Raw genomic sequence first — 13,229 nt, 5'->3', positions numbered from 1 at the left:
CCTCTCGATAGTAGCCAGCATCGGACACTACGCGGGCCGCCTGTGAGAGCGCTGGGCCCTGCGGTAGCTTCACCTTCGTGGAGGAGCTCAAAGCCCCGGACGGCCTCGCGGAGTGGATGTCGGATCAGGGGTTGGGCGATGGCCCGCTGGAAAACGTCGCCCCGATCAGCGGCGGCACGCAAAACATCATGCTGCGGTTCACCCGCTCCGGACGAGAGTACGTGCTGCGGCGCGGGCCCAAGCACCTGCGTCCGCGCAGCAACGTGGTCATCATGCGCGAGACCGAGGTGCTGGCGGCGCTGGCCGGTAGCGACGTGCCGCACCCGCGCCTGATCGCCAGTTGCGCCGACGCCGAGGTGCTCGGCGACGCGGTCTTCTATCTGATGGAACCGATCGACGGGTTCAACGCCGGCGAGGAACTGCCGGCGTTGCACGCCAGCGACCCGGCGGTGCGGTTCGGGATGGGACTGTCGATGGCCGAGTCGTTGGCCAAACTCGGCGCGATCGACTACACCGCGGTGGGTCTGAGCGACTATGGCAAGCCGGAAGGTTTCCTGGAACGTCAAGTGCCACGGTGGCTTTCAGAGTTGGAGTCGTATCGGGGGTTCGACAACTACCCGGGCGCGGCAATCCCCGGCGTCGACGACGTCGCCACGTGGCTCGACGAGGCGCGCCCGTCGCACTGGACGCCTGGAATCATGCACGGCGACTATCACGCGGCCAACGTGATGTTCTCCCGCACCGGCCCTGAGGTCGTCGCGATCGTCGACTGGGAGATGTCCACGATCGGCGACCCCCTGCTCGACCTGGGCTGGCTGCTGGCCACCTGGGGACAGTCCGCAGCATTCGGCGGCCAGCTGTTCGAGTATGGCGGGATGGCCGCCCCCAGCGACCTGGTCGAGCGGTACGCCCGCAACACCACCCGCGACCTGACACAGGTCACCTGGTACACGGTGTTAGCGTGTTTCAAGCTCGGCATTGTGCTGGAAGGCACACATGCACGCGCCTTTGCGGGCAAGGCCCCCAAAGAAATCGGCGACCTGCTGCACGACGCCACCGTGCGACTGTTCGAGCAGGCCTTGACTCTGATGGACACTCGATGATCGACTTCGACATCCCGGCCGACGTCGCCGCGCTGCGGGACCAGATCCGCGCCTTCGTCGACGACAAGATTGTGCCGTACGAAACCGATTCCCGACTCACCCGGCACGGCCCCGACGACGAGTTGCGCGCCGAACTGGTCGGGCTGGCCCGCGACGCCGGGCTGCTGACGTTCCAGGCGCCCAAGCGTTTTGGCGGACGCGAGCCGTCGCACCGCGAACAGGCGGTGTTGTTCGAGGCGGCCGGCTGGTCGACGCTGGGCCCGATCGCGCTCAACTGCGCCGCGCCCGACGAGGGCAACATGTTTCTGCTGGGTCGGGTTGCCAGCGCAGAGCAAGTGGAACAGTTCCTTGTCCCGGTGATCGACGGACGCCAGCGGTCGGTGTTCGCCATGACCGAACCTGGCGGTGCCGGTTCAGATCCCAACCAGCTCAACACAACCGCCGAATTCGACGGCAGCCACTACGTGATCAACGGACGCAAGTGGTTGATCACCGGCGCCAAGGGCGCGCGAACCTGGATCATCATGGCCCGCGTCGCACCCAACCCGCACGGCGCCGACGGCCCGACCCTGTTCCTGTGCGAGGGCGACACCGCGGGCATCGAGATCGAGCGGGTGATGAACACCATGGACCGCAACTACGTCGAGGGACACGGCGTCGTGCGGTTCGACGATCTGCGACTACCGGCGTCGGCGGTGCTGGGTGAGGTCGGCCAGGCCCTGCGCTACGCCCAGCTGCGGCTGGCGCCGGCAAGGCTGACGCACTGCATGCGTTGGCTGGGCGCCGCATCCCGCGCTCAGTCGATCGCGATCAGGCACGCCCGCGAGCGGACGGCGTTCGGCAAGACGCTCGGTGAGCATCAAGGCGTCAGCTTCATGATCGCCGACAACGAAATCGCCTTGCAGCAATGCAGACTCGCGATTTGGTGGGCGTGCTGGACGCTGGACATGGGCGATCGGGGTACCGGCCGGCATGAAAGCTCGATGGTCAAGGCCTACGTGTCCGAGGAACTGTTCAAGGTCGCCGACCGGTGCGTTCAAATCCTGGGCGGCATAGGCATTTCCGACGAGACGCCGGTGGGGATGATCTTCTCCGACATGCGGGCCTTCCGGCTCTACGACGGCCCGACCGAAGTGCACAAGTACGCGATCGCCCGCCAGGTGCTGCGGCCGTAGGTGTTACGCCTCCGTCGCGCTTAGCGCGGCATCCAGCGTCGGGTACAGCGCGACGACACTGTCCAGGCCGGTCAGCTGGATCGGCCTGCTGGCCGCCGGACTGTTTGCCACTACCGCGATTCGGGTCGACTCGCCGACCTTCTCGTTGGTGGCCGCCAGTATCCGCAGTCCGATCGACGACATGAACGTAACCTCGGAGAGTTCGATGGCGAGAACGCTGGGATTGGCCGCGAGGGCCTGCGCAATCGCATCTTCGAACGCGGGCGCGGTGCTCAAATCGATTTCGCCGCCAATGCTGACCACGACGGCGCCACCCCGATGCGCGACGGAAGTGCTGATCGGACCCGCAGCTGTCAACGGCCATCCCTCATCTGAAGTCTCGTCGTTCCTGGCAGCGACCGTGCTGATCCGGACCGCGGTGGGAAATTCGCCACATATTACTGCACGGTCCGGGACCGTGTGGCTCGGTTAGTCTGAGCGTTAGACTTATGTCCAACGCGGAGAGCCCGGAGGTTCCATGTCGACGTCGTCGCGCCGGCTCTGGTGATCGCCGCGCCGGTGTCCACCGCATGAAGGTCGACGATTTCCTGATCCAGTACGCGGCAGCGCTGCGCGCTCACCTGCAGGCGAGCGGTGCGCGAGACCCCGCTGTGGGCAATCAGCTTGGGCGCCAGGCACTACACCACAACATCAGCATGCTCAAAATCGTCGAGGGACACGCTGGGCTTGTCCGGCAATTGGCGCTGGAGATTCCCGACTTCGACGGCGCAGAGGCGCTGGCGTTTCTCCTGCACACCCTCGCCCCCCTCGATGCCGCGACGCGGATATCCGAGGAACAGCGGGCCCGCGCGGAAGATCTCGCCGATCGCGATGAGTTCCGCGACGCCGTGGTGAACTCGCTGCAGGAGGGGTTTTTCGTCTCCGACCACACCGGCGCGGTGATCGAACTCAACGACGCCTTTGCCAAACTCACCGGCTACGGGGCCCAGGGGCTGCCGTACCGGTGGCCGCATCCGTGGCTGGTCGACGAGAAGGTGGCGCAGCTGCAACAGGCCCGGCTGAACGACGAAGCCCAGGTCCAGTACGAGACCCCGATCCGGCATCGTGACGGCCGGCTGGTGTGGGTCGCGGCGAACGTCAACCGGGTCACAGCCGACACCACCGACGGCGATGTCTTTGTGGGCACCCTTCGTGACGTCACCGCCGAGCGCGCATTCGCCGCCCGGGAAAGCTCGGTGCTGCGACTGGCCACGGCGGTCAGTGTGGCCAAGAGCATGTCGGACGTGCTGGCGATCACCCTCGATGAGTGCCGGCTGGCCCTCGACGTACACCGAGTGGTGGCCGCGGTATGGCCGACGGACGGCGTCGAGCCGATTATTCAGGTTGCCGGAGAAGGTATTTCGCCCGATTGGCGGCACCTCGATCCGACGCTGCGGGAAATCTTCGAGCAGGCTCGCCGCCAACTGCCGCTGACCGTTCAGCCGATTGAAAATCCAGCCGCGCCGGGCCAATCGAGTGGTGTGGTCGCGGTAATCACCGGCGGCGCAGGGGTCGCACTGTGGCTCGAGCTTCGGGTGCCACGACGGCTCAGCGCCGAAGATCGTCTGCTGATCACGGTGCTGGTCGGTCATCTCGGGCTCGCGATTCAGCACGTGCGCCAGTTCGAGGCGGCCCGCGAAACCTCGTTGACCCTCCAGCACGCCATGCTGTCACCCACCAAGCTGCCGCCCGGCTTCGCGGTGCGCTACGAGCCGGCGGTCCCACCGCTCGAAATCGGCGGCGACTGGTACGACGTGCTGCGCATCGGCGGCCATCGGATCGGCATCATCGTCGGCGACTGCGTCGGTCGCGGCCTTGCCGCCGCGGCGGTGATGGGACAGTTACGTGCCTCCGCGCGGGCGCTGCTGCTCACCGGCGCCGAGCCGGCGATGCTACTCGAGGAACTCGACGCGGTAGCCGAACTGATTCCAAATGCGTTCTGCACCACGGTATTTCTGGCCGTCCTTGATACCGAGTCCGGCGAATTCTGCTACAGCTGCGCCGGTCATCCGCCCGCGGTACTGGCGGTGCCGGGAAGAGCCCATACTTTGATCACCGACGCCCGTTCGGTGCCGTTAGCCGTGCGGCGCAAGGCTTCTCGCCCGCAAGCGTCGGTGCCCCTGCCACCGGGATCGACGCTGATGCTCTACACCGACGGTCTGGTCGAGCGGCACGACGTCTCCCTCGACGACGGGATCGCCCACCTCGGCGCGACGGTGGCCGGCGCGATGAACCAGACCGTCGACGACGTCGCCGACGCGGCGCTCACCGAACTCGCGCCGCCCGCCGGCTACGACGACGACATTGCCATCGTCGTGTACCGCCGGCCATACCCTCCGCTGTCCATCCACCGGGTGGTCAAAGCCGATCAACTCGGCGTTCTGCGGCACCACATCGCGGTGTGGCTGGGAGGCGCCGGGGTGTCCGAGGAGCGAGTGGCCGACATTGTGCTGGCGGTCAACGAGGCCGTCGCGAATTGCATCGAACACGGTTACCGAGGCCGCAAGCCGGGCAAGATCCGTCTCAAAGGCGAAAACGACGGCGCGCGAATCCGCATCAAGATCGCCGACAAAGGATCGTGGAAGCCCGCGGCCACCGACCCCGGCGTCCGGGGACGCGGGCTGCTGCTGATTCGCGCGGTGAGCGACTGGCTTGAGATGGATTGCACGTCAAAGGGAACGACGCTGGATATGAGTTTCAGCCTGACAACCTAGCTAGTTAGGGCAGCACGGTGTGCATCAGCATCACGTCGTACGCCGACCACAGCGACAGGTTGAAGTACAGATCCTTGCCGCTCGACCATGGGTGGATCATCGGCGCGTAGATACCGCCCGGCATCTGGAACGACGAGACGAGTGGCTGCTCGGGGCTCCACGGCCCCTCCGGCGCGGGCGCGGTGCGGGCGATGACGTCGTTGTTGCCACCGTTGGTGTAGAGCACCAGATACTGCTTCAGGTAGTCGTTGTACTGCGCCGACATCTCGCCCACCGGACCGGGGAAGATCGGCGTCGCCGCGGACGGATCGACCGGGACCCAGCCGCGTCCCTCACCGTTCCAGTACTGGTACTTGCCCAGATCCGGCAACGCATTCGGCTGCACCCGGGACAGGAAGGCCGCACCGCTACGGCCGGATGGCGTTCCGAAGTTGTAGAGATAGCCGTCCTTGCCGCGCATGAACGCACCCATCTGGAAGTTCTCGTTGCCGGGGAAGAACCGCGCGCCGGGCACGGTGTCCGCGGCGGCCAGCCGGATGCTGCCCGGGTAGACACCCCATGACTGACCGTTGTCCAGCGAGCGGGCGATACCCGAATAGTTCGTCGACCATTCGCCGTCGCGGCCCCAGTTCTTGATCGACATGAAGTTCATGTACTGGGTCCGCCCGAGTGAGATCGCCGATGTCGGGATCATGCCCGTCTCGTGACTGGCCTTGTGGATGCTGTTGAGCACCTGCTTGGACAGGCCGGGCGCCCACACCGGCGAGCCGGAGTACGGGTTGTTGGGCACACCGTCGGCGACGTGGATGCCGTGCGACAGGTCATGGTCGTTACTGCGGAACAGCACGTTGTACCGCCACTGCTGGCCGTGCACCGCGCAGTAGCCGAAGGTGTCGCCGAACGCCATCAGCACCTGACGATTGGCGGGATCGCCGTTGTCCCATGGGATCCCGAGGTCTGTGCCGGAAATCGCGAAGCGTTCCAGGGTTCGGTTCGGGCTGTTCGGTCCGGTGACGAATTCGACCAGTGAGGTCGGTGCACCCGCAATTCCAGCGGGCGGCGGCGACGGCGGCACCGGAACCGCCTCTGGGACAGCCTGATTGGCGTTGGGCGATTGCGGGACGGCGGCTCCGGGCACCGGCGGCGCGGGCGTCACCGCTGCCTGGAGTTGGGCAGGCCGCAGCGGAATGGCTTTGAGCAGGCCCGAGATCAGCGGACCCAGTTTGGGCAGCGGCGCGTTGTCATTGGTGCCGCGTGGCCTGCGGCCCGTCGGCGGTGCGGCCGGGCCCGGCGACGGGATGGTCGGCATCCCGGCAGGAGGCGGACCGTTGGCCTCGGGCGCGCTGCACGGGACCGCAAAGGCGGGCGGCGCGTAGCTGATCGGCACGATGAGCCCGACGACAGTCACCAGGGCCACGGGTACCGAAACAATTCGACGGGTCGTCGACATGTACCACCTCTCCAGTGGGCGAGCCGTCGCCGTTGCAACACTTTGACGTCCGCGGTTACTCATGTGACGATAGATGCGGATGTGATTTTTGGGACTGTCCAGTTTTCAATAGGTATGCATCTGTGACCGTGTCGCAACTCGACGGGACGCGACGAAAAGCGCCGCTAGACAGCCACTTATCGGACCAGTTCGAATGTTTGATCGCCCCGGGTGTCAGTCGGGGGCGTCGAGATGTCGGTGGGCCTTGGCGAACCGAGCAGGCATCAGGACTTGCTGGCGAGAGCCGACGCCGGCGAGGCTGAGCGGCCGCGTGATGGCGTCGTCGACGGGTCGCTGCGGCCCAGTGTCCTCCCGCACCGGAAAGCTGTCGCCCGCTCCGTGCTGCCGCAACAAGACACGCACCGACGCGCGGGTACCGACCGGTTCAAGGAGCGAACTGGCCGGGCGGGGGCGCACGATCTGTGGCCACCAGAACCAACGCCCCAGCAGCGCAGCGATGGCCGGCGTCATGAACGAGCGCACGATCAAAGTGTCGAACAACAGGCCCAGACCGATGGTGGTACCCACTTGAGCGATGATGCGCAGGTCGCTGACCGCCATCGCCATCATGGTGAATGCGAACACCAAGCCTGCATTCGTCACGACCTTGCCGGTACCACCCATCGCTCTGATGATGCCGGTGTTTATACCGGCGGCTATTTCCTCTTTCATCCGGGACACCAGCAGCAGGTTGTAGTCGGACCCCACCGCCAAAAGGATGATGACGCAAAAAGCAAGTACCATCCAATGTAATTTGATGCCCAGAATATACTGCCAGACCAGCACCGCCAGCCCAAACGATGCGCCCAATGAAAGCGCGATAGTACCCACGATGACTAAGGCGGCAATCAAACTTCGCGTCATGATCAGCATGATGACGAGAATGAGGCAGAGCGCAGCAATACCCGCGATCAACAGGTCATATTTAGAGCCGTCGCGAAAATCTTTAAAGGTCGACGCGGACCCTGCGACAAAAATCTTGGCGTTCGCCAAAGGAGTTGCCTTGAGCGCCTCCTCGGCAGCCGGCTTTATCCGCTCAGCACGCTTGAGGCCCTCGGGAGTTCCGGGGTCGCCGCGTTGGGAAATGATGAATCGAGCTGCTTTGCCGTCGGGAGACAAGTAAGACTTCATCGCGCTCTGGAAGTCTTTGTTCTGGAAAATCTCGGCCGGCAGATAGAAAGAGTCGTCGTTTTTGGCGGCGTCGAAGGCTTGGCCCATCGCGCTGGCGTCCTGGGTCATGTCGTCCAATTGGTCGAACATCCCGGACATCGTGCTGTACATGCGCTGCATCATGGTTCGCGATCTCTCCACGGTCGCGATCATCGGCGGGAACTGGGCCACCAGTTGCGGCATGAGCACATCCAGTTGATCGAGATCTTTGATGAGATCGTGCATTTTGTCGCTGAGCACGTCAATACCATCGATTGTTTCGAACACGGACTTCAGCGACCAACAGATAGGAATGTCATAGCAATGTTTTTCCCAGTAAAAGTAGCTGCGGATCGGCCTGAAGAAATCTTCGAAGTTCGCAATGTTGTCACGCAACTCGTCGGTGACTTGGGTGACTTCTTTCGTTTCCATAATCGTGTGATGAGTGATGGTGTTCATCTGCTGCATGAGGCTGTACTGCTTTTGCATCACCGCGAGCATTTTCGTTATCTCACCGATCTGCTGCCTCATGTCGTTCACGCGATTTTTCATGAACTTCATGTCTTGCACCATGCTGGCGTTCTGCACGCTGAGAAGAAACGGGATCGACGTATGTTCGATCGGCGTACCCTCGGGGCGCGTAATGCCTTGCACTCGAGAGATTCCATTAACTTTCAGAATTGCCTTCGCTACCCTGTTCAGTATCAGGAAATCCGATGGGTTGCGCAGATCATGATCCGACTCGAGCAGCAGGATCTCGGGCATCATTCGCGCCTGGGAGAAATGGCGATCCGCGGCCGCGTAGCCCTGGTTGGCCGGCAAGGCTTTGGACATATAGAGCCGGTCGTCGTAGCTCGTCTTATATCCCGGCAGCGCTAACAAGCCTATCAGCGCGATGGCGCAAGCACCGGCCAGAATCGGCACGGGCCAGCGGACGATGGCGGTACCGACCCGGCGCCACCGGTAAACCCCGATCGTGCGCTTGGGCTCGAATAGCCCGAAACGGCCCCCGGCGGATAAAACCGCTGGTACCAGCGTGACCGCCACTGCGACCGTGACGAGCATACCGACTGCGCACGGGACGCCCATGGAGTGAAAGTAGGGCAACCGGGTGAAAGTCAGACACAAAATTGCCCCGGCGATCGTCAGACCGGACGCCAAGACCACGGGCGCTACGCCGCGATATGCGGTGTAGTAAGCCTTTTCAGGATCCTCGCCGGCCTGACGTGACTCTTGATATCGACCGAAGAAAAATATTCCATAGTCGGTTCCAGCGGCCATCCCGAGCGCCACCAGGAAATTGGTGGCAACGGTCGAGAGGTCAAAGACATTGTGCTCACCGAGATATGCGACGATTCCCCGAGCGGCGAGCAATTCGAGTCCGACCATGACCAACAACAGAATTACGGTGATGATCGATCGGTAGACGACCAGCAAAACCAGGCAGATTATCACGGCGGCTGCCACGGTGATCTTCACAATGGATTTGTTGCCGGTGTGCTGCATCTCCGAAACGAGCGGTGCCCCGCCGGTGAGGTAGACCTTGACCCCGGCAGGCGGCGGCGTCCGATCGACGATGCGCCGGACCGCCTGCACGGATTCCTCGCCCAGGGGCGTGCCTTGGTTGCCGGCTAGATTCAGTTGCACATAGGCGGCTTTTTCGTCGGGGCTTTGCGCACCCGTCGCCGTGAGTCGATCTCCCCACAAATCCTGCACATGCTCGACGTGTTTCGAGTCGGCTCTCAACTCGCGAACCAACACCGAATAATAGCTGCGGGCATCGTCGCCAAGAGCCTGCTGACCCTCCAGCACGATCATCGCGAAACTGTCTGAATCGGATTCTTGGAAATCCTTGCCCATGCGCTTCATGGCCAGCGCCGCCGGCGCGTCTTGGGGTGCCAGCGATACCGAATGCTCGTCCCCGACCTGTTCCAGCGATGGAACCGCGAACGTCACCAGCAGAGTCAGCGCCACCCAAGCCAGAATGACCAACGGCGAAGCCCTGCGGATTGCCCGTGCTACCCATGGGAACTGGGGGCGCTCGCCGCTCATACGTCCTTCAATCGGCGGAAGGTCGACGCCACATCGTCATTGCTTGCGCGCATTATGACGACCCACAGTGGCAGTGCCCCACATGAATGCTCCCGCGGCCGTCGTCGCCGTCATGCCCGGGTATAGACACGATCACCGTTCTGTCGCTGAGACGTATCCTCGCCGTGCTGCCCGTTGCGAACCGCCGCACCGTCACCTGCGGGGGGCTCTCGCAACAGCAGGGCACGAACCAGCGGACGCGGGCCTGTCGACCGGAGCAGAGAACTGGCGGGACGCGGACGCACTAATTGCGGCCACCAGAACCAGCGTCCGAGCAACGCGGCGACCGACGGCGTCATGAACGCCCGCACAACGAGCGTGTCGAACAACAGACCCATACCGATGGTGGTGCCCAATTGGGCGATACTGCGCAGGTCGCTGACCGCCATGGACGCCATGGTGAAGGCGAACACCAGGCCCGCGTTCGTCACAACCTTCCCGGTACCGGCCATCGCTCGGATGATGCCGGTGTTTATCCCAGCACCTATTTCTTCTTTCATTCGTGACACCAGCAGCAGGTTGTAGTCAGACCCCACCGCCAAAAGGACGATGACCGACATCACCAGCACGACGTAATGCAACTGCGTGCCGAGAAGGTACTGCCAGACGAGCACGGACAGTCCGAAGGATGCGCCGAGGGAGAGCGCTACGGTACCCACGATGACGAGGGCGGCGATCAAACTGCGCGTCACCATCAACATGATGATGAAAATGAGGCAGAGCGCGGCGACTCCGGCGATCAATAGATCGTATTTGGAGCCGTCCACAACGTCTTTCGTCATCGCTGCCGTGCCGGAGAGGTAGATCTTGGCATTTTCGAGCGGCGTTGCCTTGAGCGCCTCTTCGGCCGCGCTTTTGATCGGGTTGACCCGGGCGATTCCCTCGGGAGTCGCGGGATCGCCACTCTGGGTAATGAGCATGCGGGCGGCTTTCCCGTCCGGCGACACGAAGACCTTCAGGATGCGCTGAAAGTCTTTGTTCTTGAAAATGTCCGCCGCGATGTAAAAAGAATCGTCATCTTTGGCGGTGTCGAACGCCCTACCCATGGCGCTGGCGTTCGTGCTCTGTTCGTCCATCTGGCCGAAGATTCCGGCCATTGTGCTGTGCATGGTCAGGAGCATGGTCCGCATGCTCTGCATGGTCTCGATCATCGGCAGAAGCTGAGCCAACATTTGCGGCATGAGTATATCCAGCTGATCCATGTCTTTGACGAGATCCCGCATCTTGTCGCTAACCTCGTCGACACCGTCGAGTGTGTCGAATATGGATCTGATCGACCAACAGATGGGAATGTCGTAGCAGTGTTTCTCCCAATAGAAGTAACTGCGGATCGGCCTCCAGAAATCCTCGAAGTCCGAAATGTAGCCCATCAACTGCTCGATCACATTCTGAAGGTCGTGCGTTTCGGCGACCATGTGATGAGTCGTGATGTTCAGTTGTTGCATCAACCTGTACATGTTCTGCATCAAGCTGATTGATTTCGCCATGTCGTCAGCCTGCGTGAGCAGATCTTTCATCCGTTCTTTCTGGAAGCCCATATTTTGGAGCATGCCGGCGCTTTGCATGCTGAGCATAAACGGTATGGACGTGTGCGGGATCGGAGCGCCGGTAGGGCGAGTTATGGACTGCACACTGGAAACCCCGGGAACCGCCAGGACGGCTTTGGCTAATTTGTTGAGGATCAGGAAGTCGGCCGGGTTACGCAAATCATGATCGGCCTCCACCATGAGCAGCTCGGGTGCCATCATTCGGGACTTAGAAAAATGTCGGCCGGCAGCCTCGTACCCCTGATTGGCGGGGATGCCTTTGGGGATGAACTGCTGGTCGTTGTAGCTGGGTTTATAACTCGGCAGTGTTAATAGCCCGATAAGCGCAATTGCTATTGTCGCAGCGAGAATTGGCCCGGGCCAACGGACGATCGCGGTGCCGACCCGCCGCCAGCCACCGACTCTGATCATGTGCTTGGGGTCGAACAACCCAATGCGACTGCCGACGGCAATCACTGCCGGCACGAGCGTGAGAGCCACCGCGACCGCGACGAACACACCCACCGCGCAAGGGACACCCATGGCTTGGAAGCTGGGCAGCCGGGTAAAGCTCAGGCAGAACAGGGCTCCGGCGATCGTCGAACCGGAGGCCAATACGACTTTAGCGACCCCACGGTAGGTGGTGTAGAACGCCGTTTCCCGGTCTTCACCGGCCTGGCGTGCCTCTTGATAGCGGCCGACGAAGAATATTCCATAGTCCGTTCCCGCCGCGATCCCGATGGATGTCAGCATATTAACGACAAAGGTAGTAAGACCGATGATCCCGTAATGGCCGAGGAACGCGACGAACCCCCTAGCCACCATCAATTCGATCCCGACCATCAGCAGTAAAAGAATTACTGTGAAAATCGAGCGGTAGACGAGGAGCAACATCACGAAGATCACCACGAGGCTGACCGCGGTGATTCTTTCAACCGTGCTGTCGCCGCTGCTGCGCATATCCGCAGAGATGGCCGCCGGCCCGGTGACATAGGCTTTGACTCCCGGCGGAGGTTGCGTCCGCCCGACGATGTCCCGGACAGCCTGTGTCGAATCGTGCGCTAAGGCCGAGCCAATGTGACCGGCAAGGTCCAATTGGACGTACACGGCCTTACCGTCGCCGCTCTGCGCGGCACCCGCGGTGAGTGAATCTCCCCAGAAATCCTGAATGTGCCGCACATGTTTCGGATCAGCCTTCAACTGACCAACCAGCTGATCGTAGTAGCGGTGAGCGTCATTACCCAGGGGTTGCTGGCCCTCCAGGACCACCATCGCCACAGTGTCGGAATTCGCTTGCTTGAAATCCGTGACCATGCGATCCATCGCCTTGAACGACGGCGCATCTTTGGGTGTCTCGGATACTGAATGCTCTTTCTCGACCTGCTCGAGCGGTGGGAGGCCGACAGTCACGATGACGGTGATTGCCAACCACGCCACGATGACGGGCAGCGCCAGCCGATGGATCGTGCGCGCTACGAACGGCCGGTCATTGGCCAGCTGATGGTTGCTCATTGGTCCTTCAATTTGCAGGAGGTAAACGCGCTCGCCTCGTGCGTGGTCTTCTGCGCTTTGACCACGCCGTCCACCAAGATGCGGCAACCGAGGCTGTCACCGGTGCCCTGCGCCGCGACGCCTGCCAGGGCCGTCGCCTCGGTCATGGCGAACTCGACCGACCACGGCAGCTGCGCTTCTTCGACTCGCCGCGGGTCAGCATCGACGTCGAAGTAGCTGATGCTGGCCACGGTCCCGGGCGGTCCGAACACCTCGTATGTCATGCGCTTGGGGTTGAAGGGTGTGCTGTCGCTGATTCTGATATCGGCATACAGCGGGCGTTCCTGGGTGCCGAAAACGCCGTGCAGCCGCGACACGGTCCATCCACCAGCGCCGATCACCGTCACGATGACCAACGGGATCCACAGCCGCCTCAAGACCCTGAAAATCGC

Annotated in this window: 8 protein-coding genes; 3 read left to right on the top strand and 5 right to left on the bottom strand. The window is 62.5% G+C overall.

Annotation, left to right across the window (positions count from 1 at the left end):
* The first annotated feature begins 116 nt into the window (after positions 1–116).
* Positions 117–1,103 carry a phosphotransferase family protein gene (locus ABDV69_RS11340; RefSeq protein WP_343574301.1) on the top strand — a complete coding sequence of 329 codons (987 nt, stop codon included), beginning with the start codon at positions 117–119 and terminating at the stop codon, positions 1,101–1,103.
* Positions 1,100–2,278, top strand: coding sequence for an acyl-CoA dehydrogenase family protein (locus ABDV69_RS11335; protein WP_343574266.1), 1,179 nt, complete (start codon positions 1,100–1,102; stop codon positions 2,276–2,278). The genes ABDV69_RS11340 and ABDV69_RS11335 overlap by 4 nt, the downstream gene beginning before the upstream one ends.
* Before the next feature lie 3 nt (positions 2,279–2,281).
* Here the strand turns inward: ABDV69_RS11335 and ABDV69_RS11330 are convergent, their stop codons facing one another.
* The gene (locus ABDV69_RS11330) at positions 2,282–2,635 is read right to left on the bottom strand and encodes an STAS domain-containing protein (RefSeq protein ID WP_343574263.1); all 354 of its coding nucleotides are present in this window, start codon (positions 2,633–2,635) and stop codon (positions 2,282–2,284) included.
* A gap of 212 nt (positions 2,636–2,847) precedes the next feature.
* Here ABDV69_RS11330 and ABDV69_RS11325 point away from each other — a divergent pair, with 212 nt between their 5' ends.
* Positions 2,848–5,031, top strand: coding sequence for a SpoIIE family protein phosphatase (locus tag ABDV69_RS11325; RefSeq protein ID WP_343574261.1), 2,184 nt, complete (start codon positions 2,848–2,850; stop codon positions 5,029–5,031).
* Positions 5,032–5,035: 4 nt separating this feature from the next.
* On the opposite strand, the gene ABDV69_RS11320 is transcribed toward ABDV69_RS11325, so the two are convergent.
* The 4 genes from ABDV69_RS11320 to ABDV69_RS11305 all read right to left on the bottom strand — a co-directional run bounded on the left by ABDV69_RS11320 (position 5,036) and on the right by ABDV69_RS11305 (position 13,214).
* Positions 5,036–6,481, bottom strand: a complete 1,446-nt coding sequence (locus ABDV69_RS11320; RefSeq protein WP_343574259.1) for a DUF4185 domain-containing protein — start codon at positions 6,479–6,481, stop codon at positions 5,036–5,038.
* Between the two features lie 213 nt (positions 6,482–6,694).
* The gene (locus tag ABDV69_RS11315) at positions 6,695–9,721 is read right to left on the bottom strand and encodes an RND family transporter (RefSeq protein WP_343574257.1); all 3,027 of its coding nucleotides are present in this window, start codon (positions 9,719–9,721) and stop codon (positions 6,695–6,697) included.
* A gap of 110 nt (positions 9,722–9,831) precedes the next feature.
* Entirely contained in the window at positions 9,832–12,798 is a 2,967-nt protein-coding gene (locus tag ABDV69_RS11310; RefSeq protein ID WP_343574254.1) for an RND family transporter, read from the bottom strand.
* A complete protein-coding gene (locus ABDV69_RS11305) occupies positions 12,795–13,214 on the bottom strand; it encodes an MmpS family protein (protein WP_343574252.1) in 420 nt (139 codons plus the stop codon). Before ABDV69_RS11305 ends, ABDV69_RS11310 begins: the two co-directional genes overlap by 4 nt.
* Positions 13,215–13,229 lie beyond the last annotated feature (15 nt).

This window comes from Mycobacterium sp. (genome assembly GCF_039583785.1).
Lineage (GTDB): Bacteria > Actinomycetota > Actinomycetes > Mycobacteriales > Mycobacteriaceae > Mycobacterium.
The sequence above is the reverse complement of the archived record's forward strand: the minus strand, read 5'-3'. Positions and strand labels throughout refer to the sequence as shown.